Genomic DNA, 23,624 nt, shown 5'->3' with positions numbered 1-23,624 from the left:
CTTGACAGCGCCTCACCCGGGCGGGATACATCGCTTCGGACGCTATTCGTAGCCACGTTCGTAAAGGATTGGTCGTCCTTCGAGCTGCCGTGATTCGAAGAAGCGCCCGAACATAGTAAGTTGCCTTATGATTTAAGGTAACAGTGCCGCAGCGCACCGGGAGGAACGGATATGGTGGCGGAATTGCGCCGCTCCAGCAGGACTGAAGTGCTGGGCGGACGTTATCGGCTGGGCGAGGTGATCGGCCGCGGCGGCATGTCGTCCGTCTACTGCGCGCGGGACGAGAATCTGGGCCGGGACGTGGCGTTGAAGCTATTCGCACCCCAGGCCCCGGACGCAGACGAGTTGAAACGCCAGCAAGCTGAGATCACGCTGCTGGCAACGCTGAACCATCCCAGCCTCGTGACATTGTTCGATGTCGGCGTTGACGCACGCATCCCGGATGAGCCCCGCCCCTTCCTGACGATGGAACTGGTGGAGGGACAGGATCTGCGCAGCCGGATCAGGCACAGCGGGATCCCACTGGACGAGCTCGCCGTCATAGGCGCCGGCATCGCTGACGCACTCGCCTATGTCCACGGCCTTGGCGTCCTCCACCGCGATATCAAGCCGGGAAACATCCTCTTGGTGCAGACCCGGCCCGGGGAGCCACTGCGGGCCAAGGTGGCCGACTTCGGCATAGCACGAATCGCCGACGCAACCCGCCTGACCGCAACTGGAGCAATGGTAGGCACCGCGGCGTACCTCAGCCCCGAACAGGCCGTGGGCTCCCCCCTCACCCCTGCCACAGACATCTATTCCCTGGGGCTGGTCCTGCTCGAATGCATCAAACAGACGATGGAATTCCCCGGCAGCGCTGTGGAGTCCGCCGTGGCCAGGCTGCACCGCGCGCCCAGCATCCCCACGGATCTCCCCGCCGAGTGGGCCGACCTGATCCGCGCCATGACGGCAATCGAGCCGTTGGAACGCCCTGCAGCAGCGGACGTCGAGACGGTGCTGCGGCAGGCCCTTGTCTCGCCGACGTCCACTCCCGGTGAACTAGCACCGGAAACCACGCGTGTGCTGCCGGCCATGCCGTTCAGGACGCCGTCCGTCACAGCCCAGACAAGGCCCGCGCCGGGTGCCGATCAGCGCGGCGACCCTCGGGGAACGCGACGGCGGAAGTCGTTCCGTTCCGGACAGAAGGCGCGGCTCTGGGTAGTGGCCATCCCGGTTGTTCTCGCGCTGGCGGGCGGGGCCGCGGCACTGACAGCGGGCCAGGCGCCAGAGACCACATCCGGCGTCGTGACTTACCCTGCCGTGAGTGGCCCGCTGGGCGACCACCTCCTGGAACTGCAGAAGAGTGTGGAACCATGACCCGCCTCCATTCCAGGGGCAGGCGCGCGGGAGCCCGGGGAGCCGGCCTTGCCGCCACCGTGATGCTGGCGGCGTCGCTCGCTGGCTGCGGCCCGGCCGGTACAGGCCTGCAGCGCGATACCGCCCAAAAGCTCCAGGAACTCGTGCTCGGCGTGAGCCAGGCAGCGGCTGCAACCGATTACACGGCCGCGCTCAAATCGCTGGACAGCCTGGAAACGGACGTGGCGTCCGCAGCCGGCAGCGGTCAGGTTTCCGAGGAACGGCGCCGGAGCATCGTGACCAGCATCAGCGCTGTCAGGGCCGACCTCCAAGCCGCCGCAGAAGCCGCCGCAGCGGCAGCGAAAGCAGCTGACGAAGCAGCGGCTGCCGCGGCAGAAGCGGCGAAGACCAAGGCCGACGCGGAAGCCGCCGCGCAGGCCGCCCAGGAATACACAGCGCCCGTCGTGCCGGCACCTGTACCAGCCCCTGCACCCGCACCGGCAAAAGGCGAGGGCAAAGGCAAAAATAAGAACGGCTGAGTATTTGCCGTCCGTCACGGTTCCTTGCGTGCGGTAGAACACCGCGGAAACATGAAGGGTATGGGGAAACGGGGCAAACGAGCGAGGGCAGCGGGATGATGTTGCAGCGGGAAGCCGAGTTCATCTCCCTGATCCTGTGGGGCGCCGGGGACGGCATGCTGCCACGCGCCGATCAGGAAACCCTGGCCGCCCGGATCCCCGGTTCCATTCTGAAGGTCTACCCCGAGGTGGCGCACCTGGTGCTGTGGGAGTGTCCGGAGCAGGTGGCAGAAGATACGACGGCGTTCCTCGCCTCGCTCAGGTGAGTGCGGCCTTTTTCTAGGCTTTGAAATCCGCGATGAGCGCCGCGCTCCGTGCCCGGATTGCGGCTAAGTGGGTGCCCAGGCCGCTGAGGACAATGCCGGCGTCGGCGGCCTGGAGGGGGGATTCCGGTGTGGATAGTCCGTCTGCGCGGAGGTTGACGAGGGTCTCCACAAGTCGAAAGGCCAGATCTCCGTTCTGGCCGGTGGCGGTCCAGCCGTTCTCGGGGAGCGCCGCGCCGAGGCGTTGATACAGTGCCCGGAGCTCCGTTCTGTCCCGAATGAAGCTGCTGAATCTTTCGCTGCGCGCCTCCGGCAAGTTATAGAGCACGCCGAGGTTCCACCGGGCGTTACACAGCTGGGTGCCGTCGAACAGTGCGACGGCGTGCAGCCGGGCCCCAGCAGATATGGGCTCGCCATCATTCGCCGCACAGACGATACGGGCAAAATCGAGGCCGCTGGCCACCGTGGCCGCCAGCAGCACCTCAAGAATGTCGTCCTTGGTGCCGAAGTGGTGGTAGAGCGATGACTGGCGGATCCCCACGGCCTCTGCGATGGCGCGTGTTGAGGTGTTGGCATAACCCTGCGTGGTGAAGAGCTCGGCGGCGGCGTCGAGGATTTCCTCTCGGGCATTGGCCCCCGGACGGGACGGCTGCTGCTTGCGGGGGCGCCCCGGGCCGGTGGTTGTCACGGCATCATTCTTGCACCCCGGCGGGACCCGGCGCGCCGCCGCGGCGCGGTGAGATCGGCGAAACGCAACGGAAATAGTCCGTAATCCACCTTTTACACGGGCGACACGAAATCGGGATCTGCGGCTGGAAAACTATCAAGTGACCGGTATTCCGCAGTGTTGGTCCCAGCGCTGCATGTGCCGGAACGGATCAACCCCCAAACGCCGTCCCAGCCCCGGAGATTCCGATGACATCTACTGTTCTTCCCTCATCCGCCCAGACCGATGATGCCGATCTCACGTCGCTTGGCTACGAGCCGTCCCTGCACCGCAAGCTGGGCCGGTATGCCTCCTTCGCGGCAGGCTTCTCCTTCGTTTCCATCTTGACCACCATCTTCCAACTCTTCGCGTTCGGGTACTCCTTTGCCGGTCCGGCGTTCTTCTGGACCTGGCCGGTGGTGCTGCTCGGCCAGCTGCTGGTGGCCCTGAACTTCGCGGAGCTCGCCGCACGCTACCCGCTCTCCGGGGCGGTCTACCAGTGGGCCCGGCGGGTGGGCGGCGAGACGGTGGGCTGGTTCGCCGGCTGGTTCATGGCCCTGGCGCAGGTGGTCACCGCCGCCGCAGCGGCCATCGCCATGCAGGTGGTACTGCCCCAGCTCTGGGACGGATTCCAACTGGTGGGCGGCGACCCCGCACTGAACACCACCACCGGCGCGGCGAACGCCGTCGTCCTCGGAGCCGTACTGCTGGTGGTCACCACCGTGATCAACTCCCTGGGCGTCAAGCTGATGGCCCACGTGAACTCGGTGGGCGTGACCTGCGAAATCGTCGGCGTCGTCGCCGTGATCCTGGCGCTTATCACCGCCGCCCAGCGCGGACCCGACGTCGTGATGGACACCACCGTCATGGCGGGATCCGACCTCGGCGCTGTGGGCGCGTTTATGGTCTCGGGCCTGATGGCCGCCTACGTCATGGTGGGCTTCAACTCCGCGGGCGAGCTCTCCGAGGAGACAAAGTCCCCCCGGCGCACAGCACCCCGCACCATCCTCTCGGCCCTCATCATCTCCGGCATCGGCGGGGCGCTGATGATCGTGACTGCGCTGATGGCCGCCCCCAGCCTCGACGACGGCCGGCTCGCCACCGAGGGCCTGCCCTACGTGCTGACCGCCGTCCTCGGCACCTTCTGGGGCAAAGTGCTCCTGGTGGACGTGGCCGTGGCCATCTTCGTCTGCACCCTCGCCATCCAGACGGCCGGATCGCGCCTGGTGTTCTCCATGGCGCGGGACGGCAAACTCCCCGCCTCCGCCCTGCTCTCCTCCGTCCACCCCACCCGCGGCACTCCGATGTGGCCCTCCATCGCCATCGGAGCCCTGGCCGTTGGTGTGCTCGCCATCAACGTCGGCAACGCCGCCCTCTTCACCACCCTCACCAGTGTCTGCATCGTCATGGTGTACGTCGCCTACCTCCTGGTCACCGTGCCGCAGCTCCTCAACCGGCTCCGCGGCGACTGGGATCAGGTGGGCCAGACCATGCCGGCCGGGCTGTTCTCACTGGGACGCTGGGGCCTGCCCATCAACATCCTCGCTGTGATCTACGGCGCCGTAATGGTGGTCAATCTCGCCTGGCCGCGGCCCGAGGTCTACGACCCCACCGGCGAAAACGGCATCCTCCTCTACTCCGCGCCGTTGATGGTTGGCATCGTGCTCGTCCTCGGACTCTGGATCCGGCGCTCAGCCGCCCGCCCGGCCAGCCGCACCGAAGCCTGACCCTCCGCCGCTTGACCACACTCCCGTGCAGGCCCACGCCCCACTCTAGGATTGACATGACGCAGACCACCGAAACACCAGCCACGGCCACCACCGCTGGAGCCCGCGCGCACGCCCGGGAGCAGCACGGCCGCACGGCCCACACCATGCGGCACGTCCCAGCCGTCTCCGCCCCGGCATCGCTGACAGCAAACCTGTCCGGGACCGCCAAGGAAGGCCTGAGCTGGGCCGAGTCCGTGGCCTTCGGACGCTACACGGCGCTGCCGCTGGCCCGCGGCACCCGCCTACGGCTTACCGACACCGGCGGCGATGCCTGCGTCCACGTCCTGCTCTACCGGAGCGGGGCACTGCATGAACGGCTTAATGTGGCGGACACCGTCAAGGTTCCGTGGCAGGCCTACCCCACCGCGGGACACCCGCTGCTGTCCGACTCCGGCCGGCTGATGGGCACGATCGTGGCCGACACCTCCGCTCGCCACGACGCCCTGACCGGTACCACCACGCTGGCGGGGAACACTTCCCGCTACGGCGCCGGGACGGTGCACAGCAGCTCGCCTGCCGGGCGGGAACTGCTGACCCTGGCCGCGCTGAAGCAGGGGCTGGGCGCACGGGACGTGGCGCCGTCGCTCTCGCTGTTCAAGGGCATCCGGGTTGACCCGGACGGCAGCATCCAGTTCACGGGGGCCGCCGGCTCCGGTGCCGCCGTCGAAATCCTGCTGCACATGGACGCCGTGGTGCTCCTGGCCAATACCTCCCACCCGCTGGATCCGCGGCCGGCCTTCACCGGAACCGCCGTGGACGTCCTCGCCTGGCACGCCCCGGAAGACCTCAGGCTGCTTGCGGAAGGGCTCCTGACCGGGCCGCTGACCCCCGAACACCGTCAGGCCCTGAATAACACCGAACATGACCTCACTGCAAGGAACGCCCGATGAACACCGCCACTGAAACCCTGACACCCCCGACCGCCGCCGCGACTGCCAGGGACGCGGCGCTCGCGGACGGCGCAGTCATCCTGGATGAATACGTCGAAGCACGCGGACCCTGGTCCGCCGTCGTGGCCGCCGGGGACGTCCTGACCATCGTGGACCTGGAAGGCAACCAGGCGGTGGACTGCCTGCTCTACGCGGCAGACGACACGGAGGTGCGCTACTCCGCGTCTGTCACCCTCGCCGCACAGCGCTCCATCGTGCTGACCACCGGCTCGGTGCTCCGGTCCGACGCCGGCCTGCCGATGATGACGGTGGTGGCGGATGAAGTTGGCGTGCACGACACCATCGGCGGGGCCTGCTCGCAGGAATCCAACACGCTGCGCTACGGGCAGCACACCCGTGAACAGCATGCCTGCGTGGAGAACTTCCTGATCGAAGGTTCGCGCTGGGGACTCGGTAAGCGTGACCTGGTCTCCAACATCAACTGGTTCATGAACGTTCCCGTTGATCCGGACGGAGCCCTCGGGATCGTGGACGGTCTCTCCGCCCCGGGGAAACGGGTGGCCCTCCGGGCTGAAGTGGACACCCTGGTGCTGGTTTCCAACTGCCCTCAGATCAACAATCCGTGCAACGGGTTCAATCCCACGCCGGTCCGCATGATCGTCACCCGCCCGGACGCTGCCCTGTGAACCGCTTCGACACCCTGCTGATCGCCAACCGCGGCGAAATCGCCTGCCGCATCATCGAATCCGCCCGGAAGATCGGCTTGCGCACCGTGGCCGTGTTCTCCGAGGCGGACCGGGGCGCCCGCCACGTCAGGCTGGCGGATGAGGCCGTGCTTCTGGGCCCGGCGCCGGCCAAGGATTCCTACCTTAAAGTCGAGGCCCTGCTGGATGCGGCCGCGGCAACAGGGGCCGGGGCCATCCACCCCGGCTACGGATTCCTCTCGGAGGACGCCGGCTTCGCCGAAGCTGTGGAGGCCGCCGGGCTGGTTTTCGTGGGGCCCACACCGGACCAGCTCCGGATCTTCGGCACCAAGCACACCGCGCGCGACGCCGCCAGGGCCGCCGGCGTGCCGATGATCGCCGGATCCGGCCTGCTTCCGGACGTGGACGCTGCCGTGCTGGCCGCACGGGAGATCGGATTCCCGCTTATGCTCAAAGCCACAGGCGGTGGCGGCGGCATCGGGATGACGGTATGCCGCACCGAGGACGAGCTCGCCGAAAGCTTCCCACGCGTGGCCCGCCTGGCCGGCGCGAGCTTCAGCACCGCCGGCGTTTTCGCCGAACGATACGTTGAACATGCCCGGCATGTGGAAGTCCAGATCTTCGGTGACGGCGATGGCCGGGTGGTGAGCCTGGGTGACCGGGACTGCTCACTTCAGCGCCGCCACCAAAAGGTGCTGGAGGAAGCGCCCGCACCCGATCTGCCCGAGGCCCTCCGGGATGAACTGCACCGCAGTTCGCGGGCACTCTGCGGGTCGCTGGACTACCGCTCGGCCGGGACCGTGGAGTTCGTCTACGACCCCGTCCGGAAGGAGGCCTCATTCCTTGAGGTCAACGCCCGGCTCCAGGTTGAACACCCCGTGACAGAGGCTGTCACGGGCGTGGACCTGGTGGCATGGATGCTTCGGCTGGCCCAGGGCGGCGAGGAGGCAGCCGGTCTGCTGGCCGGGCGTCCGGACAGCATCCCGGTATCCGGGTACGCCGTCGAAGCCCGCCTTTATGCCGAGGACCCGGCGCGCAACTTCCAGCCGAGTTCCGGAACGGTGACCAACGCCGTCTACCCCGTCACAGATGGGGTGCGGGTGGACGCCTGGGTGGAAACCGGCAGCGAGGTGTCCACCAACTACGATCCGCTCCTGGCCAAAATCATCACCACCGGCACGGACCGGAACCAGGCCTTCGACCGGCTCGGCGCAGCACTGAAGGCCACCCGGATCGACGGCATCGAGACGAACCTCGGGATGCTCAGGGCCGTCACGGCCCTGGACGTGGTCCGCGACGCGGCCCACTCCACCGGCACCCTGAATGACCTGGGCGATCCGGAACCGCGGATCACCGTGGGACGGCCCGGGCTGCAGACCTCGGTGCAGGACTGGCCGGGCCGTGCAGGGTTGTGGCAGGTAGGCGTTCCGCCCAGCGGCCCGATGGATGATCTGTCCTTCCGGCTCGGCAACCGGGCACTCGGCAACGCCGAAGGCGCACCCGGGCTCGAGTTCACCATGACGGGGCCCACCCTGACGTTCACGCATGCCACAACGGTGTGCGTCGCAGGCGCCCCCACCATGCTCACCGTGGACGGAGCAAAAGTTCCCGCCTGGGAACCGGTGACAGTGCCCGCGGGTGGCACCCTCGACGTCGGCACCGCTGACGGGTCCGGCCTCCGCGGCTACATCCTGTTCCAGGGCGGACTCGACGTTCCGCAATACCTGGGCAGCGCGTCCACCTTCACCCTGGGCCAGTTCGGCGGACACGGCGGGCGCGTACTCAGGTCCGGCGACGTGCTGCGGGCCGGGACACCCGGGACCGTTGAAGGTTCGTTGCCGGCTGGCCGGCCGGTAGAGGCCCCGGCCGGCCCGGTTCCCCTGGACAGCAGGCCGGTATTGACGTCCGAGTGGGAGTTGACTGTGGTGGAAGGCCCGCACGGCGCACCCGAGTTCTTCCAGCGCGAGGACATCGAGGATCTTTACGCCGCCAGTTACGAAGTGCACTTCAACTCAGCCCGCACGGGGGTCCGCCTCATCGGCCCCAAACCGCGGTGGGCCCGCACTGACGGCGGCGAGGCGGGACTGCACCCGTCAAATATTCACGACACTGCCTATTCGGTAGGTGCCCTGGACTTCACCGGTGACACTCCGATCCTGCTGGGACCGGACGGTCCCAGCCTGGGCGGCTTCGTCTGCCCTGTGACCGTGGTGACGGCCGACCGCTGGAAGCTGGGCCAGCTCCGCCCCGGCGACTCCGTCCGCTTCGTGCCGGTAGAAGCCAACCGGGCGCCGTCGGCCAAGGATCTGGGTCCCGCCCGGCAGTTGGTGCTGCCCGGCGATCACGGCTGGGCATCCGGGGCGGTGTCAGCCCCCGGTCTCCGTCGAGGAGATGGCGACGACGGCGTGCTGGGACGGGTGCCCCAGGCCCCTGGCCGGCCTGCTGTCACGTATCGCCGCTCGGGGGACGACAACCTGCTGGTCGAATATGGCGACATGGTCCTTGATCTCAGCCTGAGGGCCCGTGTGCACGCCCTGCACCAGCACATTGCAGGGCTCCGCTTGCCTGGGATCGTTGACCTCACCCCCGGCATCCGTTCCCTGCAGATCAAGGCCGACCCTTCGGTGCTTCCGACCCCGAAGCTGTTGGGCCTGATGCAGGAAGTCGAGGCTGCCCTGCCGGCAAGTTCAGAGCTGGTGGTGCCCAGCCGCACCGTCCGTCTTCCGCTGTCCTGGGATGACCCGGCCACGCGCGAAGCCATCCAGCGCTACATGGCCGGTGTCCGGGACGACGCCCCCTGGTGCCCGTGGAATATCGAATTCATCAGGCGCATCAACGGCCTGGACTCTGTGAACGAGGTCTTTGACACGGTCTTCAACGCCGAATACCTGGTCCTCGGCCTTGGCGATGTCTATCTTGGCGCCCCGGTAGCTACACCGCTGGACCCCCGCCACCGTCTGGTGACCACCAAATACAACCCCGCCCGGACCTGGACACCGGAAAACGCCGTGGGAATTGGTGGAGCCTACATGTGCATCTACGGCATGGAAGGACCCGGGGGCTACCAATTCGTCGGCCGGACCACCCAGGTCTGGTCCCGTTACGCCGATTCCGCGCCGTTCGAGGCCGGTTCGCCCTGGCTGCTGCGGTTCTTTGACCGCATCTCCTGGTACCCGGTCAGCCCCGAAGAACTGTTGGACCTGCGGGCCGACATGGCCGCGGGCCGGGGCCGCGGAGTGGAGATCGAAGAGGGCACCTTCTCCTTGGCGGACCATGAGGACTTCCTTGCCCGGAACAGCGACTCGATCGACGCGTTCCGCGCGAAGCAGGCGGCAGCGTTCGCCGTCGAACGCCAAGCGTGGGCCGACGCCGGTGAGTTTGACCGCGCCGACGCAGCAGCCGCCATAGTTCCGGTCGCTGAAGAGCTGGTGGTTCCCGAGGGAGGAACGCTGGTTGCCTCGCCTTTCGCCGCGAGCGTGTGGAAGGTGGACGTGGCCCCCGGTGACCGGGTCTCCAAAGACCAGCCGCTGGTTTCGCTGGAGGCCATGAAAATGGAAACGGTGCTGGTTGCCCCGTGCGACGGCGTGGTCCAGCAGGTACTGCCTGTGGCAGGTTCCCAGGTAGTGCAAGGCGAGGCTCTCGTGGTCATTGCTCCACCGGTGGACCAGAACGCAACCGGGCACTCCGATGTGGACAGCGACGAACTGGAAGAGGCTGCAGCATGAGCACCGTACCCGCAAGCCGATGCGCCACCGAGCGTGTGAGAGCAGCACTGGCCGCCATTGACGCCGTCGACCGGCCGGAAATTTGGATTGCCCTGCGCCCGGCGGATCAGCTCCTGGCGGAGGCCGGCCGTATCGACACTGCAGTGGCCGCCGGCGCGGACCTCCCCCTGGCCGGAATGCTCCTTGCCGTGAAGAACAACGTTGACGTGGCGGGGATCAGCACCACGGCGGCATGTCCCGGGTTCGCCTACATGCCGGAGCAGGACGCCGAGGCCGTAGCCCGGCTGCGGGCGGCCGGGGCCGTGGTTCTCGGCGCCACCAACCTGGACCAGTTCGCCACCGGGCTGGTAGGGACGCGAAGCCCACACGGAGCCGTCCGCGATTCCCGCCGGCCCGACCATATTTCCGGCGGTTCCAGTTCAGGCTCCGCCGTCGCAGTGGCCCTGGGGCTCGCCGATGTTGCGATCGGCACGGACACCGCAGGCTCGGGACGGGTACCCGCCGGACTTCAGGGGATTGTGGGCATCAAGGCCACACTCAACGTGGTTTCCACCGCCGGAGTAGTTCCGGCGTGCCGCTCGTGGGACGCCGTCACCGTGTTCGCCCGGGACCTGGCGACAGCCGAACTGGCCATGGGAACCATGGCGGGGAACGCACGAACCTGGCCGTCGGACGCCAAGCTTGCCGCACCGGCCCGGCCACGAGTTGCCTATCCATCGGCATTGCCGGAACTTCCGCAAGATTGGGCTGATGAATTCGGCCGCCAGATTGCCAGGATTCAGGCTTCGGGAGTGGATGCGGAGCCGATCGAGTTCAACGACTTCCTTGAGGCCGCGCGCCTGCTGTATGACGGCGGTCTGGTGGCTGAGCGCTATGCCGCAATCGGAGCATTTGTTGCCTCGGCTACCGCGGACTCCGGCAATTCTGACGGGTTGGATCCCACCGTGGCCGGAATTGTCCTCCGGGCTGGCGAGGTCCCTGCCCACCGGTACGTTTCGGATACCGGCAGGCTCAACGACCTCAAGAACCAGGCAATGGCGCACTTGCGGGGCTTCGATGCACTGATCGTCCCCACAGCACCTTTCCACCCGAGCCTCTCGGACGTCGCCCGCGACCCTGTCGGAGTGAACTCGAAGATGGGGACCTACACCAACTTCTGCAATCTCTTCGACCTGTGCGCTGTCGCCATACCGGCCGGGGAATTGGACGGCTTCCAGTTCGGACTCACCGTTGTGGGGCGAACGTTCGAGGATGCGGTTGCCGCTGACATCGCCCGCAGAATCGAAACAACGCCTGCCCCACCGGCCCTGTTCGCGGCCGGAGCCGTCCAGGCGCCCCTGGCCGGCCCCTTGAAACCATGGCCGGTGCGGGCGGGCGCCTCCGCTGAGCCGCTCGTCGTGGTTGGGGCACATCGACGGGGGCAGCCCCTGGCCCACGAACTCGAATCCTTAGGTGCCGCCTGGGACGGGGATGTGCGCACGGCCGCCGTCTACCGCATGGTTGCCCTCGACACCCAGCCACCGAAACCCGGGGTGTACCGGTCAGAGGACGGGGCGGAGCTCGTGGCAGAGCGCTGGCTGCTGCCGGAAGCGGCGCTGGGACGGTTCCTGGCCGCGCTGCCCGAGCCAATGCTCCTGGGTTCCGTTCGTCTGGCAGACGGTACTCGCGCTGTCGGCTTCGCCTGCGACGCTGTGGCTGCCGCCACTGGCCGGGACATCACAAGCCACGGCGACTGGATCGCTGCAATGGCGGCCGATGCGACCGGATTGGAGGTCCCTGGGCAAGACGCCCGCGAAAGCCTCCGGGACTCGCTCCTGACCGGGTTCACCCGTGGTCGCCAGTCAAAGACCATACGCGGGTAGCAATGCTCGGATTACAGGAACCCTCCAGGCTGGCCCACAGATCACAAACCCATATTCAGATTCCCCGGCTCTGACAGGAGTGGAATGAACGATCAGAAGAAGATAACCAGCTGGTGGCGAAAAATTTGTTTCAGGTCTTGCCTTAGTCGTCCGGTGACTGGTCCAACGAACGCGGCAGGCGATGCGGAGCGCCAATATTGGTGGCTGCTCCCCGGTGACGCCGCGTACGCGATGCCGGAAAATGCCCAATTAGAGGGTGGAGTGATTCAGTCTCCGGCCGTCGGTTCGTCCAACGCCGTCTGATTGCTGCGGTGCGGAGATTTGCCCGGACCTAAGCGACAGGACGCTGCGACGTCTCACGCGCCACTGTCTACCGCGAGCTCCAACCCGCGCAAACAGGCCAAGGCTGCCAATGACACGGCAGGCCCCACGGAATGCCCCGGCGTCACCTACCTCTTGACGACCCCCGCGACTGCTCCGCGCCTGCACTCCACCGGCCCCACGGTGGGCCGCTCCCTCGCAGGCCAGCTCCAGCCTCCCGCGAGAGTTCTCTAGCGGTCCGTCTTGACCACTGTGAACAGCACCGCCGAGTCTTCTTCCGCTTCCAGGCTGTGCAGCCCGTCCGGCACGATCAGGAGATCCCCCGCTTTGCCCTGCCAGGACTCCCCGCCCGCCCTCAGCCAGACCGACCCCTTCAGCACGTAGACCGTGGCCTCGCCGGGGTTCTGGTGCTCGCTGAGCTGCGTGCCGGCACGGAAGGCCATGACAGTCTGGCGCAGACTTTTCTCATGCCCGCCGAACGCTGTGTCGGCTGCCCGTCCGCTGGGAGCCGCAACGGCGGCAGCGATCTGCTGGCGGGCCAGAGCCTCAATCGATATCTTTTGCATGACGCAACCGTACCTACGATTCCCGGCCTTGCCGAGTGCCGTTCATCCTTCGTTTCGGCGGCGCTAGCCGTGCGTCACCGCAGCACCCAAAAGCCCGAACAGCGCTCCGGTCGCCAAGGCAATGAGGGCGCGCCTCCCTGTGGGATACAGCCAGCGGACTGCGAACACGGCCACCGCGAAAACGAACCCGTTCACAACGGTCATCGTGACCGCCAACCATTCGGCCCCGGTATACACCCCGAAACCTCCGCCGCTGCAGCCGCTGATCCCGCACCAGGCAAATCCCGCCACGAACCACTGCGGAAGGCTCAGCAGAACAGCGAGGGGCACCGTCCACCAAAGGTTCCGGACGTTCCGGGTGACCCCGTGAAATGTCACCACCGGAGCCTGAGGCACAGCAACTGGCACAGCGGAAGGCGCAACTGCTGTTGCGGCGGCCGGAACGGGCCTCCGGATGCTCAGGACCATCCACCGGAAGATCGCTGCGTTGACCACCGCAAGGGCGAGGTGCCCCAGATAGTAAAAAACCGCCGTCGGCCGCAACCCGCCCGACGCCGGCGGACCCGAGGAATCAAAGAGGAAGCCCACGGCGAAATACGCAGCCGAAACGGGCAGCGTCAGGATCACCAAGAACCGCATCAGCCACTCCCGGACCGTCTCATCCAGATCCAGGTCGAAGGAGCCGGCGACAAGGGCAACACCAACTATGGCAACCGTCGCGGACAGATAAACGACGACGGCGATCCTGGCCCAGCGCGGTAGTAACCCCTTATCCGGCAGTGACCCCGTCCGCATGATCACTGCTCGCCCCTCGCCGGACGGACCATGCGGATCTCGGGCAGCTCCTCCCACTTGGGTGGCAGCTGCCCGCGCCCGCCGTCAAACCGAAAGCCGTGTTTGACGTAGAAGGCCTGTGCCCGGGGATTGTTCTCCAGCACCCAAAGATATGCCGGACTCTCACCGATCGCCGCACACAGCAACGCGGCCCCCAGCCCGCTGCCGTGCGTCCGCCGGAGCGTGTACAGCGAATACAGCTCCAGCGCCTCCGGGCCGTCCTCATCCCGTCCAGGACCCGAGTCGGCGAGACCCACTACCCCATTGTTGACGTCCACGGCGATGATCCGCGGGTCGCTGCCGGCCAGATATGGCCGACGACGTTCCACCCGTTCGGGAATGCTGGCCCTCCGCGTGCGGAAGAATTCCGCTGACAGCCGGTCCCCATAGGTCTCCTCGTGGGCCAGGGTGTGCATGTGCACCAAGGCTTCAGCATCCTCGGGGGTGGCCTGCCTGATGAGAAAGTCCATGGCCCCAGCGTAGCCACCTGCTACTTGACCCAGCCCGTTTTCTGCAGCCAGCCGGCCTTGGTCAGGGTGGCCTGATGCTGGGAAGCCGCCCTCTCCCTACTCGGCGTTCAACCCTTTGGCGTACGCGGCCTGCCCCACGTGCTGGAGGCAATCGGCAATGGTGCTGACCAGCCGCACGCCGAGGGTAACGGGCGGATCCCAACGTTTGTCAACGATGCGGTCCAAGTCCTCATCGGTAAGTGTCTCCAGGAAACCCCTGGTCTGCCGGTGGACGGCGTCGTAGTACTCAAGGAGAAGTTCCGGCCGGGCCCGCACCGCGTCGACCTGGTGGGTCGAGTGACCGTAGCCAGTGTCCCGGTCTGTCAGCGGCAGGCCAAAACGGCTGGCAAAGTCCTGTGCCGTCCAAACCTGGTCCAGGCCAGCGGCGGAGCCCACCTGCGCGTCCTCCACGCGGGCGAGATGCCAGATCAGCCATGCAATAGAGTTTCCTGTGCCCGCCGGCCGCTTAGCCAGCGACCCGTCGTCGAGCCCTTCAAGAGTGGCCTCCACCGTCTCCCTGATCCGGCCGAAGGTGTCCAGCAGCAGTTCGTTGGATTTCATCAGGTCCTCCTCGACGTGCCATTTTCACTGAGCCCCATGCTTACACGATCGCCCCATCGCCGGATAGGACGGGATAATAGAACCCTTAACCATCCGCGCTGGGGCGGCGAACCGCGTCGATTCCTTAGCGTGGCGCGTCCTTAGCGTGGCGTGCCAGGGGCCGCACGTACCTTCGCGGCAGGTGCGGCCCCTCGCGCGCCAATCAGCCCTGCGCCAATCAGCCTGCCGCTGGCGACGTGCGCTGGGAAATGTTGAGAATGTTCCCTTCGCTGTCGAGGAACCAGGCGGACTTCCCCCAGTCATTGTCGGCAACGCCGTTCTCCGTCTTCAGGCCGGGGAAATCGTAGTCTTCAAAGACGACGCCGCGGCCCCGCAGCTCCTCCATCTCGCCTTCGAGGTTGTCCGTTTCCCAGCCCATCTGGGTGTTCTTGGCCGTCCCGGCATTCTCTGTCTGGTAGATCAGGAAACCGGTTCCGTTGCCGGCGCTGTAATACACGCTGCCGTCCTCCATGGAATCGGACGGTTCCAGGCCCAGCTTGTCCCGATAGAAACCCTTCGCCCTGTTGATGTCCTTGGCAGCGAGGACAGCCATGATGGTTGAATCCTTGAGCATGATGATTTCCTTTGTGCCTTGCTTTCGCGTTGGTGGCGATGCTCTCCCCCCGGGGGCGGCTCCGGAACATCGTTGTCCGGTGCCGCGTGGCCGCCCGTTGCGCCAAGTGCCGGAGCGGCCACCTGGGACTCTCCTGAGCCGCGCCAGCCATCATCGGCACGAGGGTCCCCGAAGCTTATGTGGCCATTATGGAACTGAAAGGGCACCCGCGGATATAGGGGATTTCAACTGCTTCAGGCGGCCCTCCCGGATGCCGCCACGGTGCCTTCGCCGTTCCTTCACGGATGTCCCCACGGAGGCCTGGAACAAGTGTGGATCTGGGGCTGCTTTTGGTGCCGCACACTTAGCTAGTGCGTACTTTTGGTGTAGAAGAAGAATTTTTGATCGTTGATCCCTCCAACGGCAGTCCCCTGCCCCTGGCCGCAGACCTGCTGCGTCTCCAGGACCCGGGCGAACCGGCGGACCTTTTCACGCACCCGATGCTCGCCGTCGAGCTTCACCAGGAACAGATCGAGGTGATCACCCACCCGCACAGCACCCTGAGCGGGCTCTCCGCCGAGATACTGTCCGGCCGCGCTCTCGCGGACTCGCTTGCCCGGAAAGCGGGCGCCAGGATCGCCGCCCTCGCCACGTCCCCGCTGGCGGTGACACCCCATTCCACCAGCAACGCCCGCTATGATGCGCTGCTGGAAAAGTTTGCTGTTACGGCCCGTGAGCAGCTGACCTGCGGCTGCCACGTCCATGTCTCCGTTGACTCTGACGAGGAAGGCGTCGCCATCCTGGACCGCATCAGGTCCTGGCTGCCGCCACTGATGGCGTTGACCTCCAACTCGCCGTTCTGGGACGGCGCTGACAGCGGCTATGCCAGCTACCGCACCCAGGCCTGGAACCGGTGGTCCTCAGCCGGCCCGACTGAAATCTTCGGCTCGGCCCAGGCCTACCACCAGCGCGTGGCGGACCTGGCCGGCACGGGAGTAATCAACAACCCTGATTTTGACGCCCGCCTCTCCGCCCGCCACCCCACCGTAGAGATCCGGGTATCCGATGTCTGCCTCGACCCCCGCGACACCGTCCTGATCGCCGCCCTGGTCCGGGGTCTGGTGGAGACCGCGGCCCGGGAATGGCAATCCGGTCAGGGGCCGGACATGGTTTCGGCCATCATCCTGCGCCAAGGTTCCTGGCTGGCCAGCCGGTGGGGAATCCAGGGAGACCTGCTGAACCCGCTGACCCACAAGCCGGAGTCCGCACGCAAGGTCATCGCCGCGCTCCATAACCATGTCCGCGACGCCCTGGTGGAGGCGGGCGACGAAGCCTACGTCGAGGCATCCCTGCACCGGATCTTCAGCAACGGAACCGGCGCCAAACTGCAGCGGCAGGCCTACGCCCGCCACGGCAGGCTGGCTGACGTGGTGAGCGACGCCGTCGTCATTACGCACCAGGAGCCGGCCTTCTACGAACCGAGCACCCCGGATGACCTATCACTTCTGGTCCCCAACCGCGTGGTTTAGCGACCAAAACCGATAGAGCAATCGGGAGCCCCTGGCCTCGCGACGGTGACCTCATAGTCGCCAGCGATGAGACGACCGCCAGGAACGCGTAGACGTCTTCCGGTGCCCGGCTGATGGTCGTTGCGTTTTCTGCGTGCGCCGTGGCTTTCCCTCGGCGATCAGTTGGCCATGACCTGCCGGCCGGTGAACGCCACCAGCCGGTCCATGCTCGCCGCCGATTCTTCCACCAGGGTTTCATCGGCGAAGCTCCTGCCGCGCATCTGCGGGCTGATGGTATTTCGCGCCAAGCCCAGGACGTAGCCGGACAGCACCGGCGAAACTTCCAGTTCCTGGCCGGTGGCCGTTGCGAAGTCCCAGGCGTGGACCAGGAATTCCAGGTTAAGGATGTTGGCCACCACGGAGGCCGGCACTTCCGCGAAGCCCATGTCGATGGTTCCCTCCAGGCCGCGGACCTGGAACGCTTCGAGCGTGGGCTGGGCGGCGTCCGCGACGCGGACCTCCGGCGCAGCATCCGGCTGATCGACGATGGCGACGCCCAGGGCCTTGCCGATTCCCGTAATGGAGCCCACCAGGTGTTCCACGAGCCCGGCAACGGTGAAGTCCCCGCAGGGCGTCGGCTTGTCCGCACCGGCAGGTGTCAGGGTCCGCAGGACGCGCTGGACGATGGCGAGTTTTGCCTCGGCGCTGATGAGTTCATTGATCGGATCCGGAGCCGCCGCCCAATCGTCCGCGCCGGCGTCGTCCGTAGTGGCCAGCGTGGCCAGGCGTTCGAAGTAATGGTTCCACCCCTCGGTGAGGCCGGCTGCGGCTTCGGGGCTGAGGCCCTCGTGGACGAGGCGGACGTTGGTCCCGCCGTCGACACTGTCCAGTGTGATGGTGACCGTGGACGCATCGCCGGCGGGGGCCGTGGACCCCACCCAGTCCCAGGTGGAGACGACGCGCTTGCCGGGTTCGATCTCCGTGAACGTGCCCGCGACGGAGTGCCCCGGTGTGGTGGTCCAGCGGTACTCTCCACCAACGCGCAGGTCCACGCGCGCCGCGACGGCCAGCCAGCGCCGCAACCGCTCCGGCCGGGTGATCAGGGCAAAGCAGTGTCCGGGTCGACCGGAATGAAGACGGATTTGTCAATGGTCATCAGGGTTCTCCTTCAGGTTTGGATGCTGCAGGGCGGTGGCCTCGGCCACCAGTGAATCCAGTTCGTCGGTCCAGAAAATGTCCAGGGATTCCCTTAGACGCCGCATTCCCCCGGAGTCGAGACTGTAGTACCGGTTGCGGCCGTCCTTCCTGGCACGTACCAGACCGACGCCGGCCAGCAGCAGCAGGTGCTGGGAGATCGCAGACCGGCTGACGGGAAAGTTGGACGCCAGTTCCGTGACGGACTGCTCGCCCCGGGCCAGCAGTTGGAGCAGGCGGCGCCTGTTCGGTTCCGCGGCAGTTTCGAGAAGGTCGGGCACTCTGGATACGTTAGTGGAGACTAACGTATTAAGCAAGGCACCGACGAGTCTCCCCTGGTTTGCTCTGCCACTTGTGGTCCCCAAAACCATGGTTTAGCAGCCGTACGTGATAGAGCAACAGGGGGTGGTGGTTCGGGAACCGCGGGATAATGGAAGCATGAGCAATCAGGACCCGGACCCCTGGGCGGAATTCGACCGGCTCAAGCCCGCAGTCCCGGACCGCGTGGCCGGTCATCCCGGCGGCGAACCCGTGGGTTTTGGCTTTCGGACGGGTGTGCGCAGCGCCAAAGTGGCCCTCGGCTTCGCCGTGTACGCGCTGGCGCTCGGCACAACTCTGGTCCTCACCGGCGCCGTGGTCTTCATCGCCCAGGGCCAGTGGCTGCTGCTCGGGCTGATGGCGCTGATCGAGGCCGTCTTTGTGTACGGGTTCATCCGGCTGGCGCGCCAGGCTCGCAACCGGCGCGCGTCCGGCTAGTGACTTAGCGGCGGGTGCCGCTATGACCGCGCGGCGCGGATGGCCCGGCCCGCGGCTGCGCCGGCCGCCAGGATCACCGGAACCAGGCACAGCAGGGTGACCACGGTGTTGGGACGGAACGACGCCCGGCCGCCCACGCTCCGGTACGCCCCCAACGGCAGCACCATCCCGCCGCCACCCCCGCCGGAGGCACCGTCGCCAGCTTCGCCGCCTCCCCCGAACCCGAACGACACCAGGGCAACCGGGACGATTTCCTCCCCGCCCACCTGGACGGCTGGGCCATACGCCTTGGTGACGCCGATGTTTTTGAAGGTGTCCACAAAGGACGAAAAGGAGTCAGACATACCCTCACCATAGGCGTGCGCCGGGGCGATCACCATGGGTGAGCGGCCGACGTCGGGCCCTCCTCCGGGAGCCGCATTGCCGCGGGGCCGTGCCCTTGCAATACGTCGGGGTGCCCCGGCCACACCGGACGAGTCGTTCATCCTCACGGACCGGGACACCGTCGCCGCTCCGCGGGCACCGCCGGCGCCAGCGCACCGGCTGCAGGGCACGGGCTGCAGGGCACCGGCGCCAGCCCCGCCAGGTCGAGCTCGGGTCAGGCCTTGTTGGCCGTCGCGGCGGCCGAGAGTGCAGCCAGCCCACGCTCGAAATCGCCGCCGACCATCTTGTCCATGTTCATGAACAGGGCAAAAACCTTCGCGAGTCCCTTGTTCTCGCCGGTCATCCGCCACGTGACCTGGGTACCGCCGTCGGCCGGTGTGAACGTCAACGTAGTGGGATTCACAGCCTTGAACGGCTTTGTGAACTCAAGGCGGACCTTGATACTCCGGGGGAACTCGGACTCGACAATCTCCATGTTGCCGCTGCCTGCTTTGCGGTTGCCGCTCCAGGCATACTTGGCCCCCACACCGGCGTCACTGCCCGAATACGAACGGTTCAATTCCGGATCCACGTTCTCCCACGGCGACCATTTGGTCCACTCGAGAAAGCTGTTGACCAGCGGAAACACGTCTTCCGCAGGCGCAGGAATAAGGGCACTGCGAGTGACTTCGTAAGTTGACATGCCGCAATCATAGGCGGAAGGGCCGGTGAATCCGCCAGCCCGGAGGGGCAACAGTTCTTGTGTTCACCACCCGTTCCGGAGCCCGCTACCCGGCCGGCCTACAGTCGCAGGATCCACGGCCGGAAGTGCGGCCGCACCAGTGAAAGAGGCAACTATGACCACCGGACTCCACCAGCACAACCTCAGCCGGAGGGCCGCGCTGACGGCCGCCGGGACTCTTGGCGCACTGGGACTCGCAGTGGCGGCAGCGGCCGGAAGCAGCGCAGCGCCGGGTGCGAAGGCACCCAAGCCCGCCCTCGCATTCCGGCCAGACGGCGGTTTCAAGGTGGTCCAGTTCAACGACACCCAGGACGACGAGCAGACGGACCGCCGCACGATCGAGCTCATGGACAAGACCCTGGACGCGGAGAAGCCGGACTTTGTCGTGATCAACGGCGATGTGATCAACGGCGGCTGCGACTCCGAGCTGGAGGTCAAGCAGGCACTCAACCACGTGGTCCAGCCCATGGAGCGACGGCAGATCCCGTGGGCCGTCACGTTCGGCAACCACGACGAGGATTCCGTGGCACGGACCGGCATGACCGAGGCCAGGATGCTGCAGTTCCTCCAAACCTACGACTTCAATATGAACGGCGACTCCACGCCGGGCCTGACCGGGACATCAAACTCGCTGCTGCTCGTTCAGTCCGCCAAGTCCAAGGCGCCGGCCTTCGGCCTGTGGCTCATGGACACCGGCCGGTATGCCCCGGACGCCATCAGCGGACAGGACTTCGAAGGCTACCCGGACTGGGACTGGGTACGCATGGACCAGGTCACCTGGTACCGCAATCTGTCGATCGCTACCGAGCAAAAGTACGGCAAGAAGGTCCCCTCCCTGATGTGGGGCCACATTGCGCTCCACGAGCACCGCAACATGTGGTTCGCCAGCCTCGACTCGCGGACAGACGCGGATCACGCCCGGGCCCTCACGAAGCACAACATCATCGGTGAACGGAACGAGGACGAGTGCCCCGGTCCCATCAACTCCGGCCTGTTCAACGCCTTCCTGGAGCGGGGGGACGTCCTGGGCTATTTTGTGGGCCACGACCACGTCAACACGTACGTGGGCAACTACTACGGTGTGCAGCTCGGTTACTCGCCCGGCACCGGATTCGGCGCCTACGGGCTCGCCGGCGCCGAACGGAACCGTTTGCGCGGGGCACGGGTCTTCGAGCTGGATGAGAACCACCAAGGAATCTACAAGGAGACCCGGCTGGTCTTCGCAAAGGACCTGGGCATAGATCTGATGGCCAACGACCAGCCGATCGTTCCGCAGCCGTTGGATCCGCGGCAACTCTAGCGCTGACCTGCGCCTGATAGCGGCGGTGCCTCCATTTGAAGGAGGCACCGCCGCTGGGGTGAATTGCCCGCCGCCCGGTCACCCGGCGCAGCCGCACCGCCGCCGTGTCAAACCCGGCAGGGGCTCAGCTGAGGTATCCGTTCGGGTTGAGGACGTACTTCGTGGCCGCGCCGGCGTCGAACTCGGCGTAGCCCTTGGGCGCCTCTTCAAGGGTGATCGCCTTGGCGTTGACGTTCTTGGCGATGTTCACCTTGTCGTTCAGGATGGCCATCATCAACTGGCGGTTGTACTTCATCACCGGGCACTGGCCGGTAGTGAAGCTGAGCGACTTCGCCCATCCGGTACCCAGGCTGAGGCTGAGCGAACCAGTCTTGGCAGCCTCGTCAATTCCGCCCGGATCGCCGGTGACGTACAGGCCCGGGATGCCCAGGGCACCACCGGCGGCGGTGATGTCCATCAGCGAATTCAGCACCGTGGCGGGCGCCTCCTTGGCGTCGTGGCCGTGACCGCGCGCCTCAAAGCCCACGGCGTCCACGCCACAGTCCACCTCCGGCACACCCAGGATCTGTTCGATCTGCTCCGCCGGGTCTCCCTTGGTCAGATCCACCGTTTCACAGCCAAAGCTGCGTGCCCTTGCCAACCGGTCCTCGTTCAGGTCCCCCACAATCACGACGGCGGCACCGAGCAGATGCGCGCTGGTAGCCGCTGCGAGGCCAACAGGACCCGCGCCGGCCACATACACCGTGGAACCGACGCCTACCCCGGCGGAAACGGCCCCGTGGAAGCCGGTGGGGAAAATGTCCGACAGCATGGCCAGGTCAAGGATTTTCTCCATGGCCCGGTCCTTGTCCGGGAACTTCAGCAGGTTCCAGTCGGCGTACGGCACCAGCACGTAATTCGCCTGGCCACCCACCCAGCCACCCATGTCCACGTACCCGTAGGCGCTGCCCGGGCGGTCCGGGTTCACGTTCAGGCAGATGCCTGTCTTGCGTTCCTTGCAGTTCCGGCACCGGCCGCAGGCGATATTAAATGGAACCGAACAGAGGTCTCCGACTTTAATGAACTCGACGTCGCGGCCCACCTCCACTACCTCGCCGGTAATCTCGTGCCCGAGCACCAGGTTGGCCGGGGCAGTGGTACGCCCACGGACCATGTGCTGGTCCGATCCGCAGATGTTGGTGGCCACGGTCTTCAGGATTACCCCGTGGTTGACCGCCCGCCCCACGTTCGCGGGGTTCACGCCCGGTCCGTCTTTCAGTTCGAAGGTTGGATAGTCGATGTCGATCAGCTCGACCTTGCCGGGCTCCTTGTAGGCAACGGCTTTGTTCCCTGTCATCATGCTCTCCTCGCGTCGGCACGGCGCGCCTTCGTGAGGCAGCCGTGAGTTGTGAAGTGCTGCAATGGATCCCCCACGTGCAGGGCCTGCCCGTTGCTTGAGCAGTTGGATGTTTTCCTGACGTCGGGGGTCCGGTCAGTCTAGGCACGGCTGCTCCTCGGGGTCTAGGGTCACGAGCCCTAATGTTTTCTGCGCCTGCCAGACCGGGGTCACGCGAGGGCCGGTTCAGTGCCGGGCGGGGTTACGCCACCGCCGCGCCCGGATCAGGCCCGGGCAGCCGAAGCGGCGTCCAAGAATTCCAGGTGCGCCGGCGTAGTAGCCACCGCGGCATCCGCATACTCCGGATGCTTGCGGAGGTACTTCTTGATGAACGGGCAGACCGGGACGATGGCTCGACCCTCGCCAACCGTTTCACCGAGCGCCGCCTTGACGAGCTTCCCCGCGAGCCCCTGACCGCCGTATTCCTCGTCGATCACCGTGTGGTAGAAAATCCGCTGCGGTGAGCCGCCGGCGTCGTACTCCTTGTACACGGCTTTACCAATAACGTTCCCGCCGGTCAGCACTTCGAAGCGCTGCCGCTCCGGGGTGTGGCGGATGGTGACATCCTGCATGGGATCTCCTCAGTTCGGCTTTCGCTTCAGCTTAACCCCGGCACCCCCGCCGTTACTTCGTCGCCCTCCAGAAGGCCAGATCGAGCGCAGCCACCGATACTTCGGCCATCTCGAGCGACCGCCAGTCATCGAAACCAACCGCGACGCCGCGGCATGTCGGTGACTCAGCGGCCCAAGCCTTGTAGTGTCGTGGGCTATGGGCCAGGACTCCCCCTGCCGCCCAATAGCAGCAAACCGGGAACGTAGGAGCGAACATGGCTGTTGACGAGAACGAAGCCCAGGCCCTGGAGCAATGGACCCACCGGCTGGCCCAGGCACTGCAGATCCTGGACCTGGCCGTGGATCAGGAACTCCTGCTTGACCTGGCCAGAAAGTCCGCCGGCTCGGTGATCCATGCGGCCGCCCCGGTCACCACGTTCCTGGTGGGCTACGCCGCCGGGCTCGCCGCCGGAAACGGCGCCGGGTCCAAGGCAGAGTCGACGGCGGCAGTCACCCAAGCGGCCGACGTCGCCTTCCGGCTGTGCGAGGACGGGCACGACGGCGGCCCCGCGGCTGGGGGCTGGGCAGACACCGGTCAGTAGCCGGTCCCGGATCTCCAT

At 66.4% G+C, this 23,624-nt stretch carries 25 protein-coding genes; 13 read left to right on the top strand and 12 right to left on the bottom strand.

What is annotated here, in order from left to right:
* The first annotated feature begins 171 nt into the window (after positions 1 to 171).
* The 3 genes from FYJ92_RS04155 to FYJ92_RS04145 all read left to right on the top strand — a co-directional run bounded on the left by FYJ92_RS04155 (position 172) and on the right by FYJ92_RS04145 (position 2,179).
* A complete protein-coding gene (locus FYJ92_RS04155; RefSeq protein WP_185262732.1) occupies positions 172 to 1,356 on the top strand; it encodes a serine/threonine-protein kinase in 1,185 nt (394 codons plus the stop codon).
* The gene (locus FYJ92_RS04150) at positions 1,353 to 1,874 is read left to right on the top strand and encodes a hypothetical protein (protein WP_185262731.1); all 522 of its coding nucleotides are present in this window, start codon (positions 1,353 to 1,355) and stop codon (positions 1,872 to 1,874) included. The genes FYJ92_RS04155 and FYJ92_RS04150 overlap by 4 nt, the downstream gene beginning before the upstream one ends.
* 95 nt (positions 1,875 to 1,969) lie before the next feature.
* A complete protein-coding gene (locus tag FYJ92_RS04145; protein WP_185262730.1) occupies positions 1,970 to 2,179 on the top strand; it encodes an alpha/beta fold hydrolase in 210 nt (69 codons plus the stop codon).
* A gap of 13 nt (positions 2,180 to 2,192) precedes the next feature.
* Here the strand turns inward: FYJ92_RS04145 and FYJ92_RS04140 are convergent, their stop codons facing one another.
* A complete protein-coding gene (locus FYJ92_RS04140; RefSeq protein ID WP_185262729.1) occupies positions 2,193 to 2,864 on the bottom strand; it encodes a TetR/AcrR family transcriptional regulator in 672 nt (223 codons plus the stop codon).
* A 227-nt stretch (positions 2,865 to 3,091) separates the two neighbouring features.
* On the opposite strand from FYJ92_RS04140, the gene FYJ92_RS04135 reads away from it, so the two are divergent.
* The 6 genes from FYJ92_RS04135 (at position 3,092) to FYJ92_RS04110 (ending at position 12,135) form a co-directional block, all read left to right on the top strand.
* Positions 3,092 to 4,609 carry an amino acid permease gene (locus FYJ92_RS04135; protein ID WP_185262728.1) on the top strand — a complete coding sequence of 506 codons (1,518 nt, stop codon included), beginning with the start codon at positions 3,092 to 3,094 and terminating at the stop codon, positions 4,607 to 4,609.
* A gap of 56 nt (positions 4,610 to 4,665) precedes the next feature.
* Positions 4,666 to 5,541 (top strand): urea amidolyase associated protein UAAP1, encoded by an 876-nt coding sequence (locus FYJ92_RS04130; protein WP_185262727.1) that lies wholly within the window; start codon positions 4,666 to 4,668, stop codon positions 5,539 to 5,541.
* Positions 5,538 to 6,227 (top strand): urea amidolyase associated protein UAAP2, encoded by a 690-nt coding sequence (locus FYJ92_RS04125; protein WP_185262726.1) that lies wholly within the window; start codon positions 5,538 to 5,540, stop codon positions 6,225 to 6,227. Before FYJ92_RS04130 ends, FYJ92_RS04125 begins: the two co-directional genes overlap by 4 nt.
* Positions 6,224 to 9,970: an urea carboxylase gene (gene uca / locus FYJ92_RS04120; RefSeq protein ID WP_185262725.1), complete on the top strand. Its 3,747-nt coding sequence runs from the start codon at positions 6,224 to 6,226 to the stop codon at positions 9,968 to 9,970. Before FYJ92_RS04125 ends, uca begins: the two co-directional genes overlap by 4 nt.
* Positions 9,967 to 11,832, top strand: coding sequence for an allophanate hydrolase (gene atzF, locus FYJ92_RS04115; protein WP_185262724.1), 1,866 nt, complete (start codon positions 9,967 to 9,969; stop codon positions 11,830 to 11,832). Before uca ends, atzF begins: the two co-directional genes overlap by 4 nt.
* Positions 11,833 to 11,916: 84 nt before the next feature.
* A complete protein-coding gene (locus tag FYJ92_RS04110; protein ID WP_185262723.1) occupies positions 11,917 to 12,135 on the top strand; it encodes a hypothetical protein in 219 nt (72 codons plus the stop codon).
* Between the two features lie 248 nt (positions 12,136 to 12,383).
* On the opposite strand, the gene FYJ92_RS04105 is transcribed toward FYJ92_RS04110, so the two are convergent.
* The 5 genes from FYJ92_RS04105 to FYJ92_RS04085 all read right to left on the bottom strand — a co-directional run bounded on the left by FYJ92_RS04105 (position 12,384) and on the right by FYJ92_RS04085 (position 15,236).
* Positions 12,384 to 12,719, bottom strand: coding sequence for a cupin domain-containing protein (locus FYJ92_RS04105; protein WP_185262722.1), 336 nt, complete (start codon positions 12,717 to 12,719; stop codon positions 12,384 to 12,386).
* A gap of 63 nt (positions 12,720 to 12,782) precedes the next feature.
* Positions 12,783 to 13,520, bottom strand: a complete 738-nt coding sequence (locus FYJ92_RS04100) for a hypothetical protein (RefSeq protein WP_185262721.1) — start codon at positions 13,518 to 13,520, stop codon at positions 12,783 to 12,785.
* Positions 13,517 to 14,023: a GNAT family N-acetyltransferase gene (locus FYJ92_RS04095; protein ID WP_185262720.1), complete on the bottom strand. Its 507-nt coding sequence runs from the start codon at positions 14,021 to 14,023 to the stop codon at positions 13,517 to 13,519. The genes FYJ92_RS04100 and FYJ92_RS04095 overlap by 4 nt, the downstream gene beginning before the upstream one ends.
* Before the next feature lie 96 nt (positions 14,024 to 14,119).
* The gene (locus FYJ92_RS04090) at positions 14,120 to 14,623 is read right to left on the bottom strand and encodes a DinB family protein (protein ID WP_185262719.1); all 504 of its coding nucleotides are present in this window, start codon (positions 14,621 to 14,623) and stop codon (positions 14,120 to 14,122) included.
* A 217-nt stretch (positions 14,624 to 14,840) separates the two neighbouring features.
* Complete coding sequence (locus tag FYJ92_RS04085) at positions 14,841 to 15,236, bottom strand: VOC family protein (RefSeq protein ID WP_185262718.1); 396 nt, start codon at positions 15,234 to 15,236, stop codon at positions 14,841 to 14,843.
* A 380-nt stretch (positions 15,237 to 15,616) separates the two neighbouring features.
* On the opposite strand from FYJ92_RS04085, the gene FYJ92_RS04080 reads away from it, so the two are divergent.
* Positions 15,617 to 16,744: a glutamate--cysteine ligase gene (locus tag FYJ92_RS04080; protein WP_255482298.1), complete on the top strand. Its 1,128-nt coding sequence runs from the start codon at positions 15,617 to 15,619 to the stop codon at positions 16,742 to 16,744.
* Positions 16,745 to 16,902: 158 nt separating this feature from the next.
* On the opposite strand, the gene FYJ92_RS04075 is transcribed toward FYJ92_RS04080, so the two are convergent.
* Together FYJ92_RS04075 and FYJ92_RS04070 are read right to left on the bottom strand one after the other, a co-directional pair.
* The gene (locus FYJ92_RS04075) at positions 16,903 to 17,805 is read right to left on the bottom strand and encodes a TIGR03086 family metal-binding protein (RefSeq protein WP_219729682.1); all 903 of its coding nucleotides are present in this window, start codon (positions 17,803 to 17,805) and stop codon (positions 16,903 to 16,905) included.
* Positions 17,806 to 17,868: 63 nt separating this feature from the next.
* Positions 17,869 to 18,198, bottom strand: a complete 330-nt coding sequence (locus FYJ92_RS04070; protein ID WP_255482297.1) for a helix-turn-helix transcriptional regulator — start codon at positions 18,196 to 18,198, stop codon at positions 17,869 to 17,871.
* Between the two features lie 157 nt (positions 18,199 to 18,355).
* Here FYJ92_RS04070 and FYJ92_RS04065 point away from each other — a divergent pair, with 157 nt between their 5' ends.
* A complete protein-coding gene (locus FYJ92_RS04065; RefSeq protein ID WP_185262715.1) occupies positions 18,356 to 18,673 on the top strand; it encodes a hypothetical protein in 318 nt (105 codons plus the stop codon).
* 20 nt (positions 18,674 to 18,693) lie between these two features.
* On the opposite strand, the gene FYJ92_RS04060 is transcribed toward FYJ92_RS04065, so the two are convergent.
* Together FYJ92_RS04060 and FYJ92_RS04055 are read right to left on the bottom strand one after the other, a co-directional pair.
* On the bottom strand, positions 18,694 to 19,017 hold the full coding sequence (locus FYJ92_RS04060; protein ID WP_185262714.1) for a hypothetical protein: 324 nt from the start codon (positions 19,015 to 19,017) through the stop codon (positions 18,694 to 18,696).
* Between the two features lie 254 nt (positions 19,018 to 19,271).
* Positions 19,272 to 19,739, bottom strand: coding sequence for an SRPBCC family protein (locus tag FYJ92_RS04055; protein WP_185262713.1), 468 nt, complete (start codon positions 19,737 to 19,739; stop codon positions 19,272 to 19,274).
* Between the two features lie 154 nt (positions 19,740 to 19,893).
* Between FYJ92_RS04055 and FYJ92_RS04050 the strand changes: the two genes are divergently transcribed.
* On the top strand, positions 19,894 to 21,078 hold the full coding sequence (locus tag FYJ92_RS04050; RefSeq protein WP_185262712.1) for a metallophosphoesterase family protein: 1,185 nt from the start codon (positions 19,894 to 19,896) through the stop codon (positions 21,076 to 21,078).
* Positions 21,079 to 21,202: 124 nt separating this feature from the next.
* On the opposite strand, the gene fdhA is transcribed toward FYJ92_RS04050, so the two are convergent.
* Together fdhA and FYJ92_RS04040 are read right to left on the bottom strand one after the other, a co-directional pair.
* On the bottom strand, positions 21,203 to 22,414 hold the full coding sequence (fdhA, locus tag FYJ92_RS04045; RefSeq protein ID WP_185262711.1) for a formaldehyde dehydrogenase, glutathione-independent: 1,212 nt from the start codon (positions 22,412 to 22,414) through the stop codon (positions 21,203 to 21,205).
* Between the two features lie 263 nt (positions 22,415 to 22,677).
* Entirely contained in the window at positions 22,678 to 23,025 is a 348-nt protein-coding gene (locus FYJ92_RS04040) for a GNAT family N-acetyltransferase (RefSeq protein WP_185262710.1), read from the bottom strand.
* 254 nt (positions 23,026 to 23,279) lie between these two features.
* On the opposite strand from FYJ92_RS04040, the gene FYJ92_RS04035 reads away from it, so the two are divergent.
* Positions 23,280 to 23,606, top strand: a complete 327-nt coding sequence (locus FYJ92_RS04035) for a DUF6457 domain-containing protein (protein ID WP_185262709.1) — start codon at positions 23,280 to 23,282, stop codon at positions 23,604 to 23,606.
* Positions 23,607 to 23,624: the final 18 nt, after the last annotated feature.

Origin of the sequence: Pseudarthrobacter sp. NBSH8 (genome assembly GCF_014217545.1) — a bacterium.
GTDB lineage: Bacteria > Actinomycetota > Actinomycetes > Actinomycetales > Micrococcaceae > Arthrobacter.
This window is presented reverse-complemented; position numbering and strand designations above follow the sequence as displayed.

Bases quoted from the DNA above. Each gene is read 5' to 3' on its own strand.
- FYJ92_RS04155 (WP_185262732.1), top strand. From the start codon at position 172: ATGGTGGCGGAATTGCGCCGCTCCAGCAGGACTGAAGTGCTGGGCGGA.
- FYJ92_RS04150 (WP_185262731.1), top strand. From the start codon at position 1,353: ATGACCCGCCTCCATTCCAGGGGCAGGCGCGCGGGAGCCCGGGGAGCC.
- FYJ92_RS04145 (WP_185262730.1), top strand. From the start codon at position 1,970: ATGATGTTGCAGCGGGAAGCCGAGTTCATCTCCCTGATCCTGTGGGGC.
- FYJ92_RS04135 (WP_185262728.1), top strand. From the start codon at position 3,092: ATGACATCTACTGTTCTTCCCTCATCCGCCCAGACCGATGATGCCGAT.
- FYJ92_RS04130 (WP_185262727.1), top strand. From the start codon at position 4,666: ATGACGCAGACCACCGAAACACCAGCCACGGCCACCACCGCTGGAGCC.
- FYJ92_RS04125 (WP_185262726.1), top strand. From the start codon at position 5,538: ATGAACACCGCCACTGAAACCCTGACACCCCCGACCGCCGCCGCGACT.
- atzF (WP_185262724.1), top strand. From the start codon at position 9,967: ATGAGCACCGTACCCGCAAGCCGATGCGCCACCGAGCGTGTGAGAGCA.
- FYJ92_RS04110 (WP_185262723.1), top strand. From the start codon at position 11,917: ATGAACGATCAGAAGAAGATAACCAGCTGGTGGCGAAAAATTTGTTTC.
- FYJ92_RS04105 (WP_185262722.1), bottom strand. From the start codon at position 12,719: ATGCAAAAGATATCGATTGAGGCTCTGGCCCGCCAGCAGATCGCTGCC.
- FYJ92_RS04095 (WP_185262720.1), bottom strand. From the start codon at position 14,023: ATGGACTTTCTCATCAGGCAGGCCACCCCCGAGGATGCTGAAGCCTTG.
- FYJ92_RS04090 (WP_185262719.1), bottom strand. From the start codon at position 14,623: ATGAAATCCAACGAACTGCTGCTGGACACCTTCGGCCGGATCAGGGAG.
- FYJ92_RS04085 (WP_185262718.1), bottom strand. From the start codon at position 15,236: ATGCTCAAGGATTCAACCATCATGGCTGTCCTCGCTGCCAAGGACATC.
- FYJ92_RS04065 (WP_185262715.1), top strand. From the start codon at position 18,356: ATGAGCAATCAGGACCCGGACCCCTGGGCGGAATTCGACCGGCTCAAG.
- FYJ92_RS04060 (WP_185262714.1), bottom strand. From the start codon at position 19,017: ATGTCTGACTCCTTTTCGTCCTTTGTGGACACCTTCAAAAACATCGGC.
- FYJ92_RS04055 (WP_185262713.1), bottom strand. From the start codon at position 19,739: ATGTCAACTTACGAAGTCACTCGCAGTGCCCTTATTCCTGCGCCTGCG.
- FYJ92_RS04050 (WP_185262712.1), top strand. From the start codon at position 19,894: ATGACCACCGGACTCCACCAGCACAACCTCAGCCGGAGGGCCGCGCTG.
- fdhA (WP_185262711.1), bottom strand. From the start codon at position 22,414: ATGACAGGGAACAAAGCCGTTGCCTACAAGGAGCCCGGCAAGGTCGAG.
- FYJ92_RS04040 (WP_185262710.1), bottom strand. From the start codon at position 23,025: ATGCAGGATGTCACCATCCGCCACACCCCGGAGCGGCAGCGCTTCGAA.
- FYJ92_RS04035 (WP_185262709.1), top strand. From the start codon at position 23,280: ATGGCTGTTGACGAGAACGAAGCCCAGGCCCTGGAGCAATGGACCCAC.